Source organism: Hoylesella timonensis S9-PR14 (assembly GCF_000762405.1).
GTDB classification, from domain to species: domain Bacteria; phylum Bacteroidota; class Bacteroidia; order Bacteroidales; family Bacteroidaceae; genus Prevotella; species Prevotella timonensis_A.
In genome coordinates, this window is record NZ_JRPQ01000035.1 from 1 (window position 1) to 21,273 (window position 21,273).

Sequence of the window (21,273 nt, forward strand, 5' to 3'; positions counted from 1 at the left end):
TGCCTTTTTTACTTCACGCCTCCAGTGTCTCAACCGATGCTGGAGGCTTTTTTGTTTTTAATAGGCTACAGAGATATAGGGTGGCACTGTGTGGATAATCGGAAAACGATGCCAAGGTGTGAAAGGTTACGGTGGATGTGAGCAATAAATCTTGTTCGTTGACGTTTTTAGCTTATGCAATGGACAGATCGAGTTAGACACGTAAAAGTGATATTGGTGATTGTTGCTGTGCTGATAGCAGTCATCTCCTTAATTGTGTCCCATCGTCTCATCCGTGATTTGGAGAAGGAGGAGCAAAATAAAATGGAGATTTGGGCAGAAGCCATGCGAACCCTGAATGAGGCAGATGAAAATACGGATTTGAATTTGGTGTTGAAGGTGATTAATGAAAATCATACTATCCCCGTGATTGTGATGGATAGCCAAGGAACAATACAGAGTAACCGTAATATCAAACTTCCTAACAAGTCCAAAGTAGATAGTGTTGCTTATGTACAGCAATTGGGTCATAAGCTCAAAACTTCTGGCAAATATATCCGCATCTTCTTTAATGAGCCTGAAGAAAAGGAGTACATCGATGTTTGTTATGATGATTCTTTCATGCTCAAACGTCTTTCCACTTATCCCTATATACAGTTGGGAGTGGTACTCATTTTTGTGATTGTCGCACTTTTTGCCCTTCTTAGTTCAAAGAAAGCCGAACAAAATAAAGTTTGGGTGGGACTTTCTAAAGAGACCGCCCACCAGTTGGGTACACCTATTTCAAGTTTAATGGCATGGTTAGCTATACTTAAAGAAACGTACCCAGATGACACTTTAATTCCAGAGATAGATCAGGATGTGAAGCGCTTGCAACTCATCGCCGACCGATTCTCAAAAATTGGTTCTGCGCCAGAATTAGAGTTATATAGCTTGTCAAAAGTTCTTCAGAATGTTGTGGCATATATGAACCGTCGAACCTCCAAAAAGATTGCCATTGAATCTCAAATCTCTTTTGAAGGAAACGATCAACTCGTACTCATGTCTCCTTCTCTTTTTGAATGGGTGATAGAGAATTTATGCAAGAATGCAGTGGATGCAATGGGAGGAGTTGTGGGCAAGATTAAGATTTCGGCTTTCCGTGAATCGAAAAAAATAGTGATTGAAGTTTCTGATACTGGAAAGGGAATTAAGAAGAAAGATATAAAGAACGTTTTTCGTCCTGGGTTTACCACCAAAAGACGCGGTTGGGGGCTAGGCCTGTCTCTTGCCAAACGAATCATTGAGGAATATCATAAAGGCAAAATTTTCGTTAAAGATTCAGAGAAAGATAAAGGAACCACCTTCCGCATTGAGTTGAAGGCTTCGATTCATTGACGAAAGTGGAGAGTACACGACACACACCTTTATTTCTGTGTTGTTTCGCTCTGCAGTGTAACTCAGCGTTTTTTTTCAAGAAATATGCTTGGTATTTCAAAAATTATTCTTAACTTTGCACGCTCATTCAGGATTTAAGGATAGTATCGTCCCTTTATTGAGCATTCTGAGGAATTATAAGTACATCAAACAGTAACGAGTTAAACAGGATATGTACCAAAATTCGATACAAAGTTTTAACTGCCTGCACAAGGCTTCGTTCGCTCTTAAGAAAGAGAGCGCGGGCAGGCTGCGAACCACATGCTCGTTAACATCTGTTATCCCCCCCCCCCTGTATATTTAACACTTTTTATTCATTTGTCGTCTGTAATGCATTTTCTGCCAGTCTTCATGATATGGCTGACAGGAAGTGTTTCAAATTCTTTGTACATTTTATGCTTGTCGAGGTTTCACCTCCTCAATATGTGGTGAAGTTTCTAACGCAACACAAGCAAAAAGGCAAACGGGATATAGCTCTGTCATTGTGTCTTCGATCATAGCGCAATGTGCTGACACCTACACTGGTAAGACAAGAGTCTATAGGTATGATACGCCCCCGTTCCAACAGAAACCATTTTTACACAATATCATTTTATCAACAATAAAAATATTTCAAAAGTATGCAAGATTATAAACAAAAGAAAAGGTCTTACGTCGTACCCCAGTGCGAGGTGTACCAAATAGGGACATGCAATTTGATGGACATCTCTGCCCCGATGGGAGGATTTGAATATGGCGGAGAACTAAGTAAGAGACACGAGTTTGACAACGAGAGCATATTTGACTCTAATGACTTTACCTGGGAGACAGACAACTCTCAAATTGGAAAGGAGATAAAACCATGACACCACTAATGAGAATAAACAAACAAAAGACACTTGCGCTACTTGCGCTGCTCGTCATAGCATGCACTGGTCTTACCTCATGTGCAGACGAAAACTTAGTGAATAACAATGGTGGCGAGAACGTCAATCCTGCCGATGCCAAGCTCGCTACCACCACCGTAACTTTCTCTGCCGACGCTGGCATGCAGCTGCCCAACGTAACTCGCGCCTTAGACCCCGATGCGCCTGCTACACGAGCGGTTTCGCTCAACGACCGTTACATGCCGCTTGCCGAAGGCTCCAACCTCAAGGCGAGAGTCTTCGTGGTAAAGGTGGACGAGAATTCCAAGAAGATGATTAACGGCAAGTAAGCCATGGACCCCGACAAGGTCGTCATGGGTGCGGGCGAAATCAAATGGGACGTCGTGAGCGAGCATAAGGGCGGAGGCGTGCATCTCTATTCCAAGGAAGACTTGCTCACGCTCACATGGCTTGATAACAGCGCGGTAATCAGACCCGACGAGGAGTGGTACATCTGTGGTATCATTGGGGGAGAATACAGCGAGGACTTCAAGGAGGCAGCGAAGAAGGCGGATAATGCGAACCAAAAGAAGCTCTATAATCAATTATACAACTTCTATGTCAAGATGAACCCCTCCAGTGAACACAACACCCGCGACGAGAAGGGTCGACTTCGTGTGACGGCGGCTTTCAGCACGGGATGGACAAAATTGAAAGTAGAGAAACCAAACGTGATAAACCTGCGGAAATGGGCGTTCGACGCGATGGGTACACTTCTTCGTTTCAAGGTGAAGCGCGACACGAAACTGGTCAAGCCCGAGGCGCACAAATACACCTTCGCCAGTTCGCAGCTTACAGCCAACGGAGGGTTCATGATGATGCCGATGAGCCTGTTCGCCAAAGGGAACGTGCTTGACATGGAACACGGGAAAGGACTTGACTGCGAGATACGTCCATGGGAGGCAAGCATAGACCGTAACTTCTATTGGCAATACGATGACGAAAGACACTTGCACTTTAACAACGTCACGGACACGGATCCCAGCAAAGAGAATACCGGTGTATACGGTGCCCCCTTCTATGAGTACCGATACACCTACGACGCCGCAAAGATGCGCGGACGTAAAGCGGACAAAGACTATGATGAGTTTTACGTCTGGGGCATGCCTGTCCCACTGCCCAACTACAACGGAACCACGCAGATTACAGCCGAGCGCGGCAGCTTCATGCTCGGGCGCAAACAGCCCAAAGACTCAAAATACCCCTACGCCGACGAATGGCTCTACGCCAAGGCGGTGGATCCGGCAACCAACTCCAACGAGTACAAGCTGAAAGACTTCGCACAGACACGTGGTAAAGCCTTCTCCATAGAACTGGGCGTCTGCCGCCCCTGCTTCAGCGCAAAGGAGGGCGACAAGCTCAAATACGCATGGCCCAATCCGCTGGAGCGACTCGCCGTCACCAACAGCATGACCAACCAGAAGGGATGGCACGACTCTAACAAGCCGAATGGTAATGATAAAGGCTATGGAGAAATTAATAACTGGACTCTCAAGCAAGGCATTTTCAAGATAAAATTCGTTACATGGGGACAATCCATGTTGCCAGCAAACTATCATGTTCCCAACTCGGAAGAATGGGGATGCGCCATTCCGAACATCTATACGTCAATACACGACCGTTGGCTTGAAAAAAACTTGCTGAGCTGGAACTACATTACGCCGGGAGCCACACCATGGTTTGAGATGTACAATCCCGGTGAAGACGACCCGCGCTCTAACATTGCTGCGGGAGAGACGCACAACAATAATAAGCTATCTTTACAGGAGGAATTGCACTGGGGCGAATACCCTGCTTTCTACTCCTACTTCATGCAGGATAGGGAAAAAGGAGAGATGTTTGCCATCCGTTTTGACGGCACGAACAAGGATGCAAAGCTTAAGAATCAAGGATACACTATGGGACGGAGATACCGCTGTGCCTACCGCTGGCGACTGATCAACATGGGTGGCAAGGGCGATGGTGCCAACGACAGCCACGGCATGCGCCTCGTGGTGCAGAGCCGCTGGATAGGCAACGCCAATGTGGGCCTCAATGATATCAAGGATGATGCGTGGTGGGGGAAAAGCTCTCCCGACAATCCGTTGTTCGAGACCGACTGCTACCGAGTGCTGCCACTAGTAGGCTACCCATACACGGGGTCAGGATGGACGTACTACGTCAGCTATTGGTCAAGAACAAGGTGGAAGTCAATTTCAGTTACGAAAGATGACGAATCTACCAATAGGACAATGTGTTTCCGCCGTATCGGCAATGACGGCTTCGAACGTGGACACAACGATGGTCTTAAATACTTCCTCCCCGTCCGCCTGTTCGTCAACAGAGGCGTGGACGAGTTCGGAGGTGAAGCACCGCGACAGAAGCAGCACGACAAGGACCAGACGACGCTCATCAGCCGAAAAGCCGACGGCAATGTGACAAATTGGAATTGGACACCGAAGAATTACTGATGCCTTCTTTTCCTATTTAGGGAAAATTGCAGACAGGGACACACCATGAACGAGTGTGTCCCTGCTTGCTTTTTTTAAGCCAAAATGTCATTTTATTAAGAAAAAGATCATGCCATGATTTGATTATCTGCATCTCTCGTCGAAGGAAAAAGATACAACCATTTAGTGTTAAAAACAACTTTTTTGCCACTAAGTGATGAACATCTCAGAAAATATTTGTAACTTTGCATCTCAAAGTGTGAATATGTTTGACTTAGAGCCGTTTAAGATAGATTTAAGAGCTGTGAATCAAGAAGTTGAACACTTCGAGTTTACGCTTACCGATGAGTACTTTGAGGCCATTAAAGCCCCAGATATTCACAAAGGGAATCTCTCTGTTGAGCTTACTCTTCGAAAAATGGCGGGTAGCTTTATGCTCAGTTTTCATATTGTTGGTATCGTTGTGGTGCAGTGTGACCGCTGTCTCGATGAACTCAACCAACCAATAGAGACTGACGAACGTCTTGTAGTCAGACTTGGAACAGAATACTCAGACGAAGATGACCAAGTGATCGTGCCTGAAGATGAAGGAATTATCGACACGTCTTGGTTTATCTATGAATTTATAGATCTTAGCATTCCCATCCAGCATGTGCATGCACCTGGAAAATGTAATCATGTGATGATGAGGGCGCTTAACAATTGTTTGGTTACCCGAAGTAATGAAGCAACTGAAAATGACCCTATAGATCCGCGCTGGGCTCAATTAGAAAAATTAAAAACAATAATTAAAGATTAAAGAAAATGGCACATCCTAAAAGAAGACAGTCAAAGACTCGTACACTTAAAAGAAGAACTCATGATAAGGCTGTAGTTCCTACATTGGCTGTATGCCCTAACTGTGGAGCATACTATGTTTACCACACCGTTTGTCCAACTTGTGGTTATTACAGAGGTAAGGTTGCGATTGAAAAGGAAGTTGCTGAGTAATGGGACGAATCAACGCAATAATTACTGGCGTTGGCGGGTATGTTCCTGATTATATTCTTGACAACGAGGAGCTTTCGCGCATGGTTGACACCAGCGATGAATGGATTATGACTCGTGTAGGTATCAAGGAGCGTCGAATTCTTAAAGAAGAAGGTCTTGGAACCAGTTACTTGGCGCGAAAGGCGGCTAAGCAATTGATACAGAAGACGGGCGTTGATCCTGATACCATTGATGCGCTAATCGTTGCCACAACCACGCCTGATTACAAATTTCCTTCTACGGCATCTATCGTGTTAGGGAAACTTGGACTTAAGAATGCTTTCGCTTTTGACTTAGAGGCGGCTTGTTGCGGCTTCATGTTTGCATTAGGCACTGCATCCACTATGATAGAAAGCGGTCGCTGCAAAAAGATTATTGTGATTGGAGCAGATAAGATGTCCTCAACTGTAGATTATCAAGACCGCCAGACCTGTGTACTGTTTGGAGATGGCGCAGGAGCAGTATTGGTAGAAGCCTCCGAGGATACCGAATACGGAATGCAGGACATGTTTTTCCGCACCGATGGCAAGGGTTTGCCCTTTTTGCACATGAAAGCAGGAGGTAGTGTTTGTCCACCATCTCATTTCACAGTAGATCATCGTTTGCACTATCTATACCAAGAGGGAAGAAATGTCTTTCGCTATGCGGTAACAGATATGAGCGATGACGTTTTGGAAATTATGAAACGGAATAATTTAAGCAAAGATGATGTTGACTGGGTAGTACCTCACGAAGCTAATCTGCGTATTATTGAAGCCGTTACAAAGCGTGCAGAATTGTCTATGGACAAAGTTGCTGTGAATATCGAGCATTATGGTAATACAAGTGCTGCTACAATTCCACTCGCTCTTTGGGACTATGAAAGCAAACTGAAAAAAGGAGATCGTGTTATCTTTACTGCTTTTGGAGCTGGATTCGTACATGGGGCTTCTTTCTTTAAGTGGGCTTATGATGGCGCTACAGAGGCTACAAAGAAATAATTAAATATTTCATATATTGAATAATGAAAGCGCATCCTTTCTTGGTAAAGAGTGCGCTTTTTTGTTCTTTCATAAAGAATCACGTTATGCACAAGGCAGGTTTTGTTAATATTGTGGGTAATCCCAATGTCGGGAAGTCCACGCTCATGAATCAGTTGGTAGGGGAGCGTATCTCTATCGCTACGTTCAAGTCGCAGACAACGCGTCACCGAATCATGGGAATTGTGAATACCGATGACATGCAAATTGTTTTTTCGGATACCCCTGGCGTCCTTCAGCCAAATTATAAAATGCAGGAATATATGCTCGCCTTTTCTGAGTCTGCACTGGCTGATGCTGATATTTTGCTTTATGTAACCGATGTTGTTGAGACGCCGGAGAAGAATATTGATTTCTTGGAGAAGGTTCGCAAGATGACTATACCTGTTATCTTGCTGATCAATAAAATCGATCAAAGTAATCAAAAGACGTTAGATCAACTGGTGGAGAAATGGCACAACATTCTTCCGAATGCTGAAATACTCCCAATATCTGCGTCGAACAAATTTGGGATAGATGTCCTGTTGAATCGTATTCAAGAACTTTTACCTGATAGTCCTCCTTATTTCGGTAAAGACCAATTAACGGACAAACCCGCCAAATTCTTTGTGAGTGAAATCTTCCGTGAGAAGATTCTGCTGTTTTATGACAAAGAAATCCCTTATTCGGTCGAGGTGAAGGTAGATAGCTTCAAAGAAACAGAGCAGCAAATTCATATTCATGCGGTTATCTATGTTGAGCGCGACTCGCAAAAAGGCATTATCATTGGGCATCAAGGCATGGCGTTAAAGAAGGTAAGCACCGAGGCGCGTAAGGCATTGGAGAAGTTTTTCGGTAAAAAGATTTATCTGGAGACTTTTGTCAAGGTGGACAAAAACTGGCGAAACTCTACCCGTGAGCTCAATAGCTTTGGGTATAATCCCGAGTAAGTCGTGTTGTTGAAGCACCATTGAAAGAGAGTGTTGTTAAAACATTTTTAGTAGTAAATATACAGATGTACGTTTTTCCGTCATCGGTTTAAGAAGAGAGATATAAGCAAAATGGCAAATCTTGTAGCAATAGTGGGACGTCCCAATGTTGGAAAGTCCACTTTATTTAATCGTTTAACCCAATCGCGCAAAGCGATAGTAAGTGACACGGCAGGTACCACACGCGACCGTCAATACGGGAAGTGCTCCTGGAATGGTCGTGAGTTTTCGGTCGTTGATACTGGTGGTTGGGTCGTGAATTCGGATGACATCTTCGAGGACGCCATTCGCAAGCAAGTGGTTGTTGCTACGGAAGAAGCCGACTTGGTACTGTTTGTGGTCGATGTTAAGAACGGTCTCACAGATTGGGATGCTGATGTAGCCCAAATACTCCGCCAAACAAAGCTGCCTGTTATCTTAGTTGCCAATAAAGTGGATAATAGTGCCGAGTATTATACGGCTGCTGAGTTTTATCGTTTAGGACTCGGTGAGCCACAATGTATCAGTGCTGCAACAGGTGGCGGAACGGGCGATTTGTTAGATTTGCTGCTTGAGAAGTTGCCTTCGGATAAGCGTGAAGAACTTGAAGAGGATATACCACGTTTTGCGGTCGTAGGACGTCCCAATGTGGGGAAGAGTAGTATCATCAATGCCTTTATTGGGGAAGATCGTAACATTGTCACCGAGATAGCGGGGACTACTCGTGATAGTATTTATACCCGTTACGATAAGTTTGGTTTTGACTTCTATTTGGTAGACACAGCGGGCATCCGTAGGAAGAATAAAGTAACAGAGGATCTTGAGTTTTACTCTGTGATGCGTAGTATCCGTTCCATAGAGAATAGCGACGTATGTATTCTTATGCTTGATGCCACACGAGGTATCGAGTCGCAGGATATGAATATCTTTCAGCTCATCCAGCGCAACAACAAGTCGCTGGTGGTGGTAGTTAACAAGTGGGATTTGGTGGAGGACAAGGACCACAAGGTTATCAAGACCTTCGAGAATGCCATTCGTGAGCGCATGGCACCATTTGTTGATTTCCCTATTATATTTGCATCTGCTTTGACCAAGCAACGTATCTTTAAGGTGCTTGAAACAGCGAAGAATGTTTATAAAAGTAGAAAATTACGCATAGGAACTTCAAAACTCAATGAGGTGATGCTGCCTATCATTGAAGCGACACCTCCACCCTCTATCAAAGGCAAGTACATCAAGATAAAATATTGCACGCAACTGCCCAACACGCAGATTCCTTCGTTTGTGTTCTATGCCAATCTGCCTCAATATATTAAGGAAAACTATCGTCGTTTCTTAGAGAATAAGATACGTGAGAATTGGACGTTGACGGGAAGCCCTATCAACGTGTTCATTCGGAAGAAGTGATATTTCACGATGTAAATATGAAGACGGTAAAAACATTCTCTTTCTGTTGGTGTCAGAAAATAGTCGTCCTGTGCATACAGATGATGCTCTTGTTAGGGGCGTCAACGGTGTTTGCGCAGCATAAGACAGCTGTGAAAAAAGTTTTTAAGGTACCTCAACGAGCGTGTGTGTTAGAACCTGTTGTTTCAGACGCACGCATTGAAAAGATGAAGAAAGCGGCAAAGAATGAAGATGATTTTTATGTTGAGGCTGATGATGTGAACTATTATCTTTTTCAGCCTGGGGAATTGATGAAAAGACACGGACAAAAATCCATTCTCGTACCAGCCACCTATACTGACATCTTGTTTCCCAATGGTCAGATTATTCATGCTGATACGATTGCGTTTGGTAGCATGATTCTTTACAAACCAGACAAAAATCCTCAAGTGGTCAGTTCTGTGGATTTCGCAGAAGCATATCAATCATATTTTGTTCCAGCTAAGGGGAAACGGCGTAGATAAACTTTTCGGTGCATCTTATGATCTCTTCTGCGCTTTCAAATAATTTTAGTACCTTTGTCGGCATCAATAGTACAGAGAACGAAACCCAATGATGATGCGTAAACTACTCTACATAGCCTTACTCATGGCTGTCGCTGCCTGCACTTCCAAAGGTGTAGACCAAGGCGAGGTGGCGGCACGTGCGGCTAAGCAATATTACGACTATTTGCTTCAAGGTGATTATGCTTCCTTTGTGGATGGGCATTTTCGCCATGACAGTATTCCTGACATATATAGGGAGCAACTCATTGCAAATGCCAAAATGTATATGAGTCAGCAAACCGTTGAACATCGTGGCATTAAGGATGTTCATATCGTTCAGGTAAAAGCCGACACAGAAAAGCATGCAGCTAATGTCTTTTTAGTCTTTGCCTATGGGGATAGTACGAACGAAGAGATAGTGGTTCCAATGGTAGAAAACAAAGGCGTTTGGTATCTCAGATAATTCATCATCCACAATTCATATTTTAAGGAATGTGGGTGAGTTAGCGTTTATTAGCGTTAATGGGCGTTAGCATACAAAGGCTCTTGATATTCGTCACTTACTAAAGTTTCACCCTTATTACGGATAGCTTTTTTTTCAATAAGCTTATAGTTGTCAATGAGTGTGCTATAAAGTGGGACGAGTTGTCTCGCTTTGTTTATCAAGTTGTCACCTCGGGAGGGGTATTTGAATTATAAGAAGGGCGAAGCGTCTTGTTTCGTTCTAAAGATAGCAGCAAGCCAAGGCTTGCTTTTTTTATATCAATCTATAAATTTTTACTCCATCGTGAGAATAAACACACAAAAGCTTAATAATTTTTCTGGTTATGACACAATATGGCAACACGCCCCTGTAATTTTGCGCTTAGTAAATCATAAATTCCGTGCAAAATTAACTCATATGGTAAATCAATATGGTGCGACATTGTATAAACAGATACATCCCAAGGGGGAATGTGGAGATTGATGCAAGTAGGATGCGGTTAAAAGATAAAATATAAAAAATGAGAGGAATCCAATTTTTTCTTGCAAACGTTTTGCAGATGTATAAAAATATTTTATATCTTTGCTATCAATATGTGAGCGACATAAAATTGTGCGCACGCCATGACAATTCTGTTCAAGGAGTAAAATCTGGTAAATTTAAACTTGAAATTATGAATGCGGAGAGTCAGAGCGAGTTCACTGCCAACATAGGCATGGATTCCTCTTTCGTATTTTACTTAATTTCGGGTTTACCAGAGCCTTACTCTTAGTAGAATGTGATACCGAGGCGTTCATGCCTTTCTTTTTAGGTGTGCGCCATGAAGAAACAACAAAGTGTATTAACCAATAAAAACCTAAAAACATGGCATTATTCAGAATTACCGTAACACGCCGTAAGAATACCGCAGGTATGCTTATCGAGCCAGGAATGAGCGTGCAAATAGCTTCGTTTGTTAACAATCCTGTCACAAACATCCAAGAGTGCAAAAAAGTGAACCAACTCTTCATTAACAACTTTGGTGTAGACTTAGATAAAATAGGCGCACTCAACTGCTCATGCTTGAGGGTGGAGAAGATAGGGTAAGAATTACTGTGTCTCTCTAATCAATTAGCTGAGTCAGATGTTTATCTTATTTTGGGTTCAAAGTACAAGTAAGTTTTTAAATGTAACGAGCTAAACAAAAAAAATATTTTATACTTCCAAAATTCAAAAGTTGATAGATTTTGTTTTATCCACTTGATTAATATGGATAGTAGTTTAGATGTAAACATTAAATAAATAAAATACAATGGAAAAAACAATAGTAATTGAAAATGCTGGTGAAAAGAAATTTGCTGTTGCTAAACAATTAATGGAAGTTTTAGACTTACAGTGGTCAGAAGTTCTGAAACTTTTAGATAATTGTCCTATTGAACTTTCATTAGCATCTTCTGTAAACATAAATAATTTGGTAAATAATCTCAAAAAAAGAGGTGCAGAGGTATATAATCCAAATAACATGGAGCATGTCCAAAAACAGGAGGAAGCACCTTTAAGTCCATTAGAGATTTTCAGAAGAGGTGTAACAAAATATCGACTAACCAGCTATGATAATAATAGCGATTGCTTCATTTTGAATATTCCCGATACAAAAAAGAGAGATTTTAGACAGAATTTTAATATTCCATTAGATGAAACAATTTTAATGGGACGTGATACTTCTTTTTGGAATAATGCAAATCAAGGAGTTGTTATTACAGATAAGAATATATACATACTATTAGATAATGATTCAGCTGACGATATTGAAATATTATCATGGAACAGAATTGAGAGTGTCAAATATCAAGATGCTTGTATATATTTCAACATTGACGGAGAACCTTATGGCTATGGAATAGGTTGTTTTCTTAAATCAAGTGGAAATGAAAACAATGATTTACAGTCGGCGCAACGGCTTGCAACCATATTTGAAAGTATAGCCAAATCAATCGAAACAATTCAACTTGAAAATATCGGTACAGAAGTAGGACAGCTAATAGAAGAGAAAAAATTTGAAGAAGCAAAAAATATATGTTATCAACATATTAATAATACTTCTGATTCAGTAGACCAAAGTCTTGGATACTTTTGGCTTGGTCGCATTTTTTCAGGTGAATCATGGGATATTCAAAGAGAAATCGACCTTCAAGATAACGTCCCCGACAATTTGTGGCAAAAAAGAATAACTTGTGAAAACGAAGCACAAGAAGCATTCGATCAAGCCTTAAAACTTTGCGATGATGAGGATGAGGGTAAATTTCTCATATATCTTAATAAAGGTTATGTTGGAGACAATCCTCTCCTAAATCGAAATTATTTTATTGAGGCAATGCAATCAAATGATTATGATATTCAACATAATGCCCGAAATGGATATGATGAGCTTACTGAAGTCATTGTAAAAAAAGCAAATAATGAAAATGAAGAACAAAACAATTTCTGCAATACTGTTGAGTATAGAAAGCGAAATCTTATGTTCATTGTTGGCAACAAAAAACAAATTGCTGGATGTTACGACAAAGACGAGATAATTCCATGCGTTTTCACAATGGATACTTTCCCACAAGATATTAATTTTCCAATTGGGCATCCACAAGCAAATACACTTTATTTAGGACATCCTTTAATTCCCACAGAATACATCCCTTTTGAGATTGCAACAGAAAAACTTTTTTTGGATAAAATAAGAGAGTTTTGTTATCTTGTTCAATGTTTGGGAGCTGAAGAAATTATTATACAAAGGACAAAAGGTTCAGATATTTCAACAGACATATCTAATACTATTAATGCTAATGTGGGCGGTGGAAGAAAACTATTAGAAGCATCTCTTGAAGGAAATGCAAGTAGCAAAACTGCAGAAAGAACGAAGAAGACAGATGGAGTAGAATTAATTCAACAGTTTCACCCCTCAAAATATCCTTTTTGTCCTAACGACCTAATTTGGCTTGATTCTGATTCTACATGGAAGAGTATGATTAAACAACGCTTGAATGGAAACTTACTCAATTATTCTGAAAAAATAACATCTGCAGAAACTACAAACATCTCAAGTTCACAAATACAGGGAATAAAAGGGTCTATGAGTAATTTACTCATTAAGGCGAATGCTTCTGTTGACCGTTCCATTGAAAGCACTTTTAGTAAAACGGAAGAAAAAGAAATCATTATAAAAATTAAATTTAAGCCTATTGATGAATTTGTTAAAGAAGAAAGTATTGACAATAACTCGCAGGAAAACAAAAATCAATCAACCAAAATAAACAACACGCTATCCGAAAAAGAATTAGCTTTTTTGGACGAGGTGAAGTTTTGCCTTGAAGATGACGGAAAGATTGATGATAATGAAATGGTACTCCTAAAACGCAAGCGTATAAAATTAGGAATTTCAGAAGAACGTGCGCAAGAAATAATAGCGATGTGTACGACAACGTTTAGCGAAGAGGAGCAAGAATACATTGATGTTCTCACAGATTTTATGATTGATGGCGTCATTCCTGATAGTACACGTAGATTATTAGCAAGAGAAATGAAATCATTAAAAATTACAGAAGAAAGAGCTAAAGAGTTAGAAGAGTTCGTTCTAAAGAATCATGGGAAATCATAGGTGTATATGGACATTTCTTGAAAATGCTAACTAAATTTCACAAAAGGAAAAAATGAGAAAGTTATCCAGTTCTTCATCAACAACTTTGGTGTAGACTTAGATAAAATGGGCGCACTCAACTGCTCATGCTTAAAGGTGGAGAAGATAGGGTGATGAAAACATTTAATATAAATGCTGAATGTGACAGAACAAATAAAATTGTTACACGGCAAGTTTGTTTAACTTTTAAATTATTAAAAAAATGGGAGATTCTAATTCTAAAAAGAAGATTAACTGGGGTAAAGTGGCAGGTGTCGCTCTAACTGTTGCAACAGCTGTTGTTTCTGCACTACAAAATTCAAAAGGTCAAAATCAAAATTAACTACACAAATGAGCTTTTTGGTATATTTTGCCGAAAGGCTCATTTTCAATGTGAAGTCTGTAGTCTGAGAAGATAGTTACTATCTTGATATTATTTTGTTTAATTAGCAGACCCTAAATAAATACTCAAGAAATGAAAAATCAAGACAATATGAATAAATTTCTTACAATTGAGCAACAGAACCTTTTGCACAACCAGACAGGGTGGAGTGATAACGTAATCAGCCATATTCGTTCTATGGAGGAGGCTGCAATTTATATGAAAGCAGGACTGGTGGAACGGAATGTTGGTGGACGGGTGGCTCTTATACGAACCGATATTAACTGGAGCGACTACAGCATTAGGCGTAACACATGGCTGAAAGAATATTTGGCAGACTGGGATAAATGGGCTGAATATAATAATGCCGACTTGATAGGAGAGGGATTCCCACCTCGTGATGCCAATGGTGACCCGTATGAGTTGCACCATATCGGTCAGGAGCAAGACTCGCCTTTTGCTGAACTCACATGGAATGAACACATGGGCGATGGGAATAACCCCATATTGCATACGTCTCGTGAATCTAAAATTTACAGAGATCAATTCGATAAAGAGAAATCCCTTTATTGGCAGGCACGCTTCAAGGCCTTTACTCAAGACGAACTCAATAAAATCTATCAGAAATAACCCAAAGCGACGATCATTGCATCAGTTCGATAGTAATGCTCTGCAGTGGTTTCTTTGTAATCCTTCACACATACACACATGGATGGACGACTGCGTGCCTATTTATGGCTGATTGACATACTGCGCCAAAAGCGAATGACGTTGACGGAGATTAAGCAAAGATGGTCTGCATCTTCATATAATGTGGATCATGGTGAATTGACTGACCGCACGTTTCATCGTTATCGAGAGAATATTGCTACAGAGTTGGGGGTGTATATCGAGTGTAACAAGAAAGCAGGGAATGTGTATTATATCAAGGAGTCGATTTACGATAATGCAAATGTCGTGGACTGGCTGCTGAGTACGTTTCGCATTTCGGAAATGGCACAAAGAGTGAGGCAGCATGATAAGATTATGTTGGAAAATCCTCCACAAGATACGTTATACATGAACCAACTCTTAGACTGTATTGATGAAAATAGATATGTAAGGGTGTCGTACAAAAATGCTTACGGTGTTGAGAATACATTTATCTTGGCTCCTCTCTTTGTTCGACTTTTCAGACAGCGTTGGTATCTTATCGGGCGTGATAAAAAGAATGGGGACGTCAGAATCTTGGCGGTCAATCGTTTGTTGGAATTTGAGAAGTTGGACGTGAAGGTGCGTAAAGAGAAGCCTCTGACACCCGATGAATTCTTTGCCGACTGCTTCGGTATCATGAAAGATCCTCGTAAAAAGGCAGAGCATATTCGGTTACGAGCCTTTTGGCCACAATATATCTTTTTGGAAGAAACGCCACTGCACCATTCTCAGCGCATGGTAAAAGATTCGGGCGATGGCGAATATAGAGAATACGAGTTGTATGTTCAACCAACCTTCGATTTTAAGCAAGAATTGCTGAAGAATAGCAGGGCTCTGATTGTTTTAGAACCTCAATCTCTGAAAAACGAGATGATTGCCATCCTGAAAGATATGTTGAAAGGGTATGAAACGGGCGAAGATTATAGCGGTGAGGGGAAAGGATATGATGCGGATGAGTAAGAAACTATCTCAGCCCTTGCCTCTCTGTGAAAGGGAGAGGAGTAGTTGGCTCGTGATAACAAATCAATCTTCTTCCTTCTGAAGAAAGAGGATAGTTGCTTATTCCTCTCTTGCCCTTCGTTCTTCGTCAATGAGTTGGAAATCTTTTTTGCGAAGGATGAAGTTGCTACCTAAGTATTTTTCTCGTACGATTTTGTTGTTCGCTAACTCTTCTGGCGTGCCGTGGAAAAGGATTTTTCCCTCGAATAGCAGATAGGCGCGATCCGTAATGGTTAAGGTCTCTTGCACGTTATGGTCGGTAATAAGAATACCGATATTATGGTATTTGAGTCGCCACACAATATGTTGAATATCTTCTACGGCAATGGGGTCTACACCTGCAAAGGGTTCATCCAACATGATGAACTTAGGATTGATCGCCAAACAGCGAGCTATCTCTGTACGTCGACGCTCACCTCCCGACAGTTGGTCGCCTTTGTTCTTGCGTACCTTGTTCAGTCTAAATTCTGTAATTAAGCTTTCCAATCTCTCCATTTGTTCTTTCTTAGAGAGTTTCGTCATTTCCAAAACAGAAAGGATGTTATCTTCCACACTCATTTTCCTAAACACACTGGCTTCTTGTGGCAAGTAGCCAATGCCTGCTTGTGCACGTTTATAGACGGGATAGTCGGTAATCTCTTGCTCGTTTAGATAGACATGCCCCTCATTTGGAATGACTAGTCCTGTCGTCATGTAAAACGAAGTCGTCTTTCCTGCTCCATTGGGACCCAACAGTCCTACAATTTCCCCTTGGTGTACATCGTAGCTCACTTTGTCAGCAACGGTGCGCTTGCCATATCGTTTTACCAGTCCTTCAGTACGCAGCACCAAGCTTTCGCTTTCTTGTTGTGGCACTTCCGTTTCTATTTGATCATTCATGAATGCTGTATCTTGATTTTTACTCTTTTGCAAATTTACATAAAAATCGCGATATATAAGCCAGTGGGAATAAAAAACGGCAGTTTTAGTTACTTTGGCGGGAATTTATTTCAAAAAATTGTATTTCTTCATTGAACTTACGAGGAAACCTCTACTGATCCGGCAAGAACCTGTCGGTGTTTGCTTGCTCCAATTGCAGCAGCCACCGCTTTCTGTCTAAGCCTCCCGCATAGCCCGTGAGGCTTCCGTTGGTGCCGATAACCCGGTGACAGGGAATGATGATGGAGATGGGATTTCGTTCAACGGCACCACCCACCGCCTAGCTCGACATGCTTTTCACACCGTGTTGCCTGGCCCATTCCAAGGCAATGTGTTTGTAGGTGGTGGTTTCTCCATACGGAATGGTTAACAATAGCTGCCATACAGTCTGACGAAATGGCGTGTCGTTCAGCAGAATCGGGGGCATGAATGTAGGGTACTTGCCCTGAAAATAAACGTCGAGCCATGTGCGGGTTTCGTCAACAATGGGGAGCGATGGATGTGAAGGTTGGTCACTTAGTGCATGGCCGAAGTACTTTTGTCCCTCAAACCACAGTCCTGTAAGTTGCTTGCCATTGCTGCTCATGGTGATGATTCCTAAGGGAGAGGTGTATGTGTCGGTATATTGTTCCATTCCGAATCGATGAGGTTGTTTTGCAAAGGTATGAAAAATAATCAAAAAAGAAAGGATGAAGTTCGCTTTATTCTGTTCGTAACATCAGGGCTGCTCGTTTAAGAACGTGAGGAAATGCTGACATCAGGCGTTGTAAAATGATACAGTTTGGCATTTGCGAAGAAAAACAGTGACAATTCTCGTGGATAATATGGGGAATTTCGTTACTTTTGTACCAAGCTATGATTTAACGATAACAGAACAGATTAAAAGCGAGTAGAATTTTGGTAATAAAATTAATCATCACATATCTAATAACGTTCGGGAAGTACCTGTTGTTGATGGGGCGCACGTTCAGTCGTCCCGAGCGTATGCGCATGTTTTTTAAGCAATATATAAAAGAGATGTCGAAGTTAGGTGTCAACTCCATTCCGCTTGTATTGCTCATTTCTTTTTTCATTGGAGCCGTTATTTGCATTCAGATGAAAATCAATGTGCAGAGCCCGTGGATGCCTCGTTGGACAACGGGATATGTCACTCGTGAGATTCTCTTATTAGAGTTTTCAAGTGCCTTTATGTGCTTGATACTTGCCGGAAAGATAGGGTCGAATATTGCCTCTGAATTAGGAACAATGCGTGTTACTCAACAAATCGACGCATTAGATATTATGGGCGTAAATCCTGCATGCTATCTCATCCTGCCTAAGATAATGGGCTTAATTACCATTATGCCTTTTTTGGTGATTTTTAGTTCTGTGGCAGGAATGATAGGGGCTTATGCCACCGCCTATAGTGGGGTGCTTTCGCCTGCAGATTTAACCACGGGACTACAATATTCCTTTAAGGTGTGGTTTATTTGGATGAGTATCATTAAGAGTCTTGTGTTTGCCTTTATCATTGCCAGTGTCTCCTCCTATTACGGTTTTTCTGTGGAGGGAGGCGCAGTTGCTGTCGGTGAGGCGTCGACCAATGCTGTTGTGAGTAGCTCCGTATTGGTGTTGTTTGCAGATGTATTCCTCACCCCGTTGCTGAGTTGAGTTTTTAAAGTTTCTGAGTTGTTGAGTTTATGATAGAAGTAAAAAACTTATATAAATCATTTGGTGAGAAAGAAGTCTTGCAGAATATCAATACCAAATTTGAGAACGGCAAGATAAATCTTATCATAGGACAAAGCGGTTCGGGCAAAACCGTTTTGGTAAAAAATATTGTAGGTTTACTTGCACCAGACCGAGGACAAGTACTTTACGACGGTCGAGATTTTGTCTCCATGAGTAGGCGCGAACAAGTGGTGATGAGGCGAGAAATGGGAATGGTGTTTCAGAATTCTGCCCTTTTCGATTCCTTGTCCGTCCTTGAAAATGTGATGTTCCCCTTGGATATGTTTTCAACGAAGAATTATCGAGAGCGTGTGAAGCGTGCCCAAGAGTGTTTAGAGCGTGTCAACCTTTTGGATGCGCAAGCGAAGTCGCCTGGCGAGTTGTCGGGTGGTATGCAGAAACGAGTAGCAATTGCCCGTGCTATCGTGTTGAATCCTAAGTATCTTTTTTGTGACGAACCTAATTCTGGGCTCGATCCTAAGACCTCGTTGGTTATTGATGAGTTGCTATCGAGTATTACAACAGAGTTTAATATCACCACAATTATCAATACGCACGACATGAATTCTGTCATGGAAATTGGCGATCACATCACTTTCATCTACAAAGGGAAAGTGGAATGGATGGGGAATAAAGCTGATGTTGTGAATTCAGACAACAAAAGGTTGAATGATTTGGTGTTCGCCTCCGATTTGTTCAAGAAAGTGAAACAAGCTGAAAACGAGTAAGGGCAAACAGCATTCCTCATTGCAGCTCTGCGTTCTCAGCCAAATGGAAATTTTGAATAAGTTGTGCGCAGAGCAATCTCTAATCGTTGGACTGTCTTGAACATCAAATCTCTCAATTCTATATCAAAGTTGTAGAGAGCTACAGCATCCTCAAATCTACTATTAGGCTTAAATTGGTGTGTGGTTTTGTCTGCCTCCATTGGACGAAGATATTGAACAAAACGAAAATAACTAACCTCTCTAAGAAATTTTGCAGCCTTGGATGAATCATCAAGACGCGGGTTTCTTGAAGCATGTCTTTAAGCCCCTTAATATAATGGGATAAGGCGGTTAAAGTAATGAGTTTGCGTGCTTATCTCCATGGGTTAATAACTGTCTGATTTATAGATGATTATTTTGCTGTATTTGCGTTAAAAAACAAATAATTTATAGTGAAGTTAGGAGATTAGGGTAAAAATGCGTAATTTTGCCATTCATTTGAAAACAACAAAAATAATCATAAATCAAAACGTTAAAGATGAATATTTCATTTGAAAATCCCGACAAGATTAACGGTTTATTAACTGTTACGGTCGAAGAAGCTGATTACAAAGAGGATGTCGAGAAGACATTGAAAGACTATCGTAAAAAAGCAAATGTACCAGGTTTCCGTCCTGGACAAGTTCCCATGGGCATGATTAAACGCCAGTTTGAACCATCCGTAAAAATGGATACAATCAACAAATTGGTGGGTCAGAAACTCTATGAGTACATTCGGGAAAATAATATTCCAATGCTGGGCGAGCCTTTGGCATCTGACAAGCAAGAAACGGTAGATCTCGAGAAAGAAGCACCTTACACCTTCACTTTTGATATTGCTGTGGCACCCGACTTTAAGATAGAGTTGAATGGCAAAAATAAGATAGACTACTATAATATTCAGGTAGACGACAAGTTGATTGACCAGCAAGTAGAAATGTTTGCCTCTCGCATGGGAACCTATGAGAAGGTAGAAACTTTTGAGGGCAATGATATGCTGAAGGGTGATTTGCGTGAATTGGACGAAAATGGAAACACCAAAGAGGGTGGCATCACTGTTGAGGCTGCCGTTTTAATGCCCAGCTATATCAAGGAAGAGGACGAGAAAAAGAAATTCGACGGTGCGAAGTTGGGTGACATCATCACCTTCAATCCTCGTAAGGCTTATGCCAGTGATGTAGAATTGGCTTCTTTCCTGAAAATTGATAAAGAACAGGTGAAAGAGCATGAAGGCAACTTTAGCTATCAGATTACCGAAATTAGCCGTTATCAGAACCATGCTGTCAACCAAGAATTGTTTGATAACGTGTATGGCAAGGACGCTGTGAAAGACGAAAAGCAATTCCGTGAGAAGATAGCCGAGGGACTGAAAGCACAACTCGAGGGCGAAAGCGATTACAAATTCTTGTTGGATACTCGTGCTTATGCCGAAAAGAAGGTTGGAAAACTGGAATATCCTGACGAACTGTTGAAGCGCATCATGCGTAAAAACAATCCTGACAAGGATGAGGCGTTTGTAGAAAAGAATTATGACGAGAGCATCAAGCAGCTCACTTGGCATCTGATTAAAGAGCAGTTGGTGAAAGCACATGATATTAAGGTAGAAGACCAAGATATCAAAGAAGTAGCGCGCGGTGCTGCTCGTGCCCAGTTTGCACAATACGGTATGAGCAATGTTCCCGATGAATATATCGAGAATTATGTCAACGACTTGTTGAAAAAGCAAGAGAGTGTAGATGCTTTCGTAGATCGTGCCATCGACACGAAGCTGACGCAAGCCTTGAAAAAGTCGGTGAAATTGAATGAGAAAGAAATTTCACTGGACGACTTTAATAAATTGTTTGAAGAGAAATAACGCATTTCATAAAAATTTAATGACTATATGCGGTGGTAATTTATAGAACCAGTCATATATGTTATAAGATAAAATGTTTTACATGATAGAGTAGAAAGAGACCTGTATTTCTTTCTACTCTTTTCTGATTAAGGGCGGTTCTATAAATTACCACCGTAAAGTTTTTTTATGTCAGTCTTTTTACG

Annotated in this window: 20 protein-coding genes and 1 pseudogene; 18 read left to right on the forward strand and 3 right to left on the reverse strand. The window is 41.3% G+C overall.

Annotated elements, in window-relative coordinates:
* Positions 1 to 174: 174 nt before the first annotated feature.
* The 15 genes from HMPREF9304_RS01400 to HMPREF9304_RS01470 all read left to right on the forward strand — a co-directional run bounded on the left by HMPREF9304_RS01400 (position 175) and on the right by HMPREF9304_RS01470 (position 15,820).
* Positions 175 to 1,356, forward strand: coding sequence for a sensor histidine kinase (locus tag HMPREF9304_RS01400; RefSeq protein WP_036926049.1), 1,182 nt, complete (start codon positions 175 to 177; stop codon positions 1,354 to 1,356).
* 659 nt (positions 1,357 to 2,015) lie between these two features.
* On the forward strand, positions 2,016 to 2,240 hold the full coding sequence (locus HMPREF9304_RS01405) for a hypothetical protein (RefSeq protein ID WP_036926050.1): 225 nt from the start codon (positions 2,016 to 2,018) through the stop codon (positions 2,238 to 2,240).
* 8 nt (positions 2,241 to 2,248) lie between these two features.
* Complete coding sequence (locus HMPREF9304_RS14830) at positions 2,249 to 2,590, forward strand: hypothetical protein (RefSeq protein WP_231564434.1); 342 nt, start codon at positions 2,249 to 2,251, stop codon at positions 2,588 to 2,590.
* A gap of 3 nt (positions 2,591 to 2,593) precedes the next feature.
* Positions 2,594 to 4,750: a hypothetical protein gene (locus HMPREF9304_RS01410; protein ID WP_231564435.1), complete on the forward strand. Its 2,157-nt coding sequence runs from the start codon at positions 2,594 to 2,596 to the stop codon at positions 4,748 to 4,750.
* Positions 4,751 to 4,994: 244 nt separating this feature from the next.
* Positions 4,995 to 5,528 carry a YceD family protein gene (locus HMPREF9304_RS01415; protein ID WP_036926051.1) on the forward strand — a complete coding sequence of 178 codons (534 nt, stop codon included), beginning with the start codon at positions 4,995 to 4,997 and terminating at the stop codon, positions 5,526 to 5,528.
* A 5-nt stretch (positions 5,529 to 5,533) separates the two neighbouring features.
* Positions 5,534 to 5,719, forward strand: a complete 186-nt coding sequence (gene rpmF / locus HMPREF9304_RS13910) for a 50S ribosomal protein L32 (protein WP_008124370.1) — start codon at positions 5,534 to 5,536, stop codon at positions 5,717 to 5,719.
* On the forward strand, positions 5,719 to 6,738 hold the full coding sequence (locus tag HMPREF9304_RS01420; protein ID WP_036926052.1) for a beta-ketoacyl-ACP synthase III: 1,020 nt from the start codon (positions 5,719 to 5,721) through the stop codon (positions 6,736 to 6,738). The genes rpmF and HMPREF9304_RS01420 overlap by 1 nt, the downstream gene beginning before the upstream one ends.
* Before the next feature lie 86 nt (positions 6,739 to 6,824).
* Positions 6,825 to 7,706, forward strand: coding sequence for a GTPase Era (gene era, locus HMPREF9304_RS01425; RefSeq protein ID WP_036926063.1), 882 nt, complete (start codon positions 6,825 to 6,827; stop codon positions 7,704 to 7,706).
* 111 nt (positions 7,707 to 7,817) lie between these two features.
* A complete protein-coding gene (der, locus tag HMPREF9304_RS01430) occupies positions 7,818 to 9,131 on the forward strand; it encodes a ribosome biogenesis GTPase Der (protein ID WP_036926053.1) in 1,314 nt (437 codons plus the stop codon).
* A 17-nt stretch (positions 9,132 to 9,148) separates the two neighbouring features.
* Positions 9,149 to 9,634, forward strand: a complete 486-nt coding sequence (locus HMPREF9304_RS01435) for a hypothetical protein (protein WP_036926054.1) — start codon at positions 9,149 to 9,151, stop codon at positions 9,632 to 9,634.
* A gap of 94 nt (positions 9,635 to 9,728) precedes the next feature.
* A complete protein-coding gene (locus tag HMPREF9304_RS01440; protein ID WP_036926064.1) occupies positions 9,729 to 10,118 on the forward strand; it encodes a hypothetical protein in 390 nt (129 codons plus the stop codon).
* 885 nt (positions 10,119 to 11,003) lie between these two features.
* A complete protein-coding gene (locus tag HMPREF9304_RS01455) occupies positions 11,004 to 11,225 on the forward strand; it encodes a DUF6140 family protein (protein ID WP_036926057.1) in 222 nt (73 codons plus the stop codon).
* 205 nt (positions 11,226 to 11,430) lie between these two features.
* On the forward strand, positions 11,431 to 13,767 hold the full coding sequence (locus HMPREF9304_RS01460) for a hypothetical protein (protein ID WP_036926058.1): 2,337 nt from the start codon (positions 11,431 to 11,433) through the stop codon (positions 13,765 to 13,767).
* 493 nt (positions 13,768 to 14,260) lie between these two features.
* The gene (locus tag HMPREF9304_RS01465; RefSeq protein WP_231564436.1) at positions 14,261 to 14,797 is read left to right on the forward strand and encodes an HNH/ENDO VII family nuclease; all 537 of its coding nucleotides are present in this window, start codon (positions 14,261 to 14,263) and stop codon (positions 14,795 to 14,797) included.
* A 78-nt stretch (positions 14,798 to 14,875) separates the two neighbouring features.
* A complete protein-coding gene (locus HMPREF9304_RS01470; protein WP_036926059.1) occupies positions 14,876 to 15,820 on the forward strand; it encodes a helix-turn-helix transcriptional regulator in 945 nt (314 codons plus the stop codon).
* A gap of 99 nt (positions 15,821 to 15,919) precedes the next feature.
* Here HMPREF9304_RS01470 and lptB read toward each other — a convergent pair whose 3' ends face one another.
* A complete protein-coding gene (lptB, locus tag HMPREF9304_RS01475) occupies positions 15,920 to 16,738 on the reverse strand; it encodes an LPS export ABC transporter ATP-binding protein (protein WP_025073124.1) in 819 nt (272 codons plus the stop codon).
* 151 nt (positions 16,739 to 16,889) lie between these two features.
* Positions 16,890 to 17,411: pseudogene (locus HMPREF9304_RS01480) on the reverse strand (methylated-DNA--[protein]-cysteine S-methyltransferase).
* Positions 17,412 to 17,671: 260 nt separating this feature from the next.
* Between HMPREF9304_RS01480 and HMPREF9304_RS01485 the strand changes: the two are divergent.
* A complete protein-coding gene (locus tag HMPREF9304_RS01485) occupies positions 17,672 to 18,427 on the forward strand; it encodes an MlaE family ABC transporter permease (protein WP_036926060.1) in 756 nt (251 codons plus the stop codon).
* Between the two features lie 29 nt (positions 18,428 to 18,456).
* The gene (locus HMPREF9304_RS01490) at positions 18,457 to 19,215 is read left to right on the forward strand and encodes an ABC transporter ATP-binding protein (protein ID WP_036926061.1); all 759 of its coding nucleotides are present in this window, start codon (positions 18,457 to 18,459) and stop codon (positions 19,213 to 19,215) included.
* A 35-nt stretch (positions 19,216 to 19,250) separates the two neighbouring features.
* On the opposite strand, the gene HMPREF9304_RS13915 is transcribed toward HMPREF9304_RS01490, so the two are convergent.
* Positions 19,251 to 19,415, reverse strand: a complete 165-nt coding sequence (locus HMPREF9304_RS13915; protein WP_231564437.1) for an Abi family protein — start codon at positions 19,413 to 19,415, stop codon at positions 19,251 to 19,253.
* 317 nt (positions 19,416 to 19,732) lie between these two features.
* On the opposite strand from HMPREF9304_RS13915, the gene tig reads away from it, so the two are divergent.
* Positions 19,733 to 21,088: a trigger factor gene (gene tig, locus HMPREF9304_RS01495; RefSeq protein WP_036926062.1), complete on the forward strand. Its 1,356-nt coding sequence runs from the start codon at positions 19,733 to 19,735 to the stop codon at positions 21,086 to 21,088.
* Positions 21,089 to 21,273: the final 185 nt, after the last annotated feature.

What these genes read in the sequence shown, in the direction of transcription:
- HMPREF9304_RS01400 (WP_036926049.1), top strand. Translation starts at nt 175, where the DNA reads ATGCAATGGACAGATCGAGTTAGACACGTAAAAGTGATATTGGTGATT.
- HMPREF9304_RS01405 (WP_036926050.1), top strand. Translation starts at nt 2,016, where the DNA reads ATGCAAGATTATAAACAAAAGAAAAGGTCTTACGTCGTACCCCAGTGC.
- HMPREF9304_RS14830 (WP_231564434.1), top strand. Translation starts at nt 2,249, where the DNA reads ATGAGAATAAACAAACAAAAGACACTTGCGCTACTTGCGCTGCTCGTC.
- HMPREF9304_RS01410 (WP_231564435.1), top strand. Translation starts at nt 2,594, where the DNA reads ATGGACCCCGACAAGGTCGTCATGGGTGCGGGCGAAATCAAATGGGAC.
- HMPREF9304_RS01415 (WP_036926051.1), top strand. Translation starts at nt 4,995, where the DNA reads ATGTTTGACTTAGAGCCGTTTAAGATAGATTTAAGAGCTGTGAATCAA.
- rpmF (WP_008124370.1), top strand. Translation starts at nt 5,534, where the DNA reads ATGGCACATCCTAAAAGAAGACAGTCAAAGACTCGTACACTTAAAAGA.
- HMPREF9304_RS01420 (WP_036926052.1), top strand. Translation starts at nt 5,719, where the DNA reads ATGGGACGAATCAACGCAATAATTACTGGCGTTGGCGGGTATGTTCCT.
- era (WP_036926063.1), top strand. Translation starts at nt 6,825, where the DNA reads ATGCACAAGGCAGGTTTTGTTAATATTGTGGGTAATCCCAATGTCGGG.
- der (WP_036926053.1), top strand. Translation starts at nt 7,818, where the DNA reads ATGGCAAATCTTGTAGCAATAGTGGGACGTCCCAATGTTGGAAAGTCC.
- HMPREF9304_RS01435 (WP_036926054.1), top strand. Translation starts at nt 9,149, where the DNA reads ATGAAGACGGTAAAAACATTCTCTTTCTGTTGGTGTCAGAAAATAGTC.
- HMPREF9304_RS01440 (WP_036926064.1), top strand. Translation starts at nt 9,729, where the DNA reads ATGCGTAAACTACTCTACATAGCCTTACTCATGGCTGTCGCTGCCTGC.
- HMPREF9304_RS01455 (WP_036926057.1), top strand. Translation starts at nt 11,004, where the DNA reads ATGGCATTATTCAGAATTACCGTAACACGCCGTAAGAATACCGCAGGT.
- HMPREF9304_RS01460 (WP_036926058.1), top strand. Translation starts at nt 11,431, where the DNA reads ATGGAAAAAACAATAGTAATTGAAAATGCTGGTGAAAAGAAATTTGCT.
- HMPREF9304_RS01465 (WP_231564436.1), top strand. Translation starts at nt 14,261, where the DNA reads ATGAAAAATCAAGACAATATGAATAAATTTCTTACAATTGAGCAACAG.
- HMPREF9304_RS01470 (WP_036926059.1), top strand. Translation starts at nt 14,876, where the DNA reads ATGGATGGACGACTGCGTGCCTATTTATGGCTGATTGACATACTGCGC.
- lptB (WP_025073124.1), bottom strand. Translation starts at nt 16,738, where the DNA reads ATGAATGATCAAATAGAAACGGAAGTGCCACAACAAGAAAGCGAAAGC.
- HMPREF9304_RS01490 (WP_036926061.1), top strand. Translation starts at nt 18,457, where the DNA reads ATGATAGAAGTAAAAAACTTATATAAATCATTTGGTGAGAAAGAAGTC.
- HMPREF9304_RS13915 (WP_231564437.1), bottom strand. Translation starts at nt 19,415, where the DNA reads ATGGAGGCAGACAAAACCACACACCAATTTAAGCCTAATAGTAGATTT.
- tig (WP_036926062.1), top strand. Translation starts at nt 19,733, where the DNA reads ATGAATATTTCATTTGAAAATCCCGACAAGATTAACGGTTTATTAACT.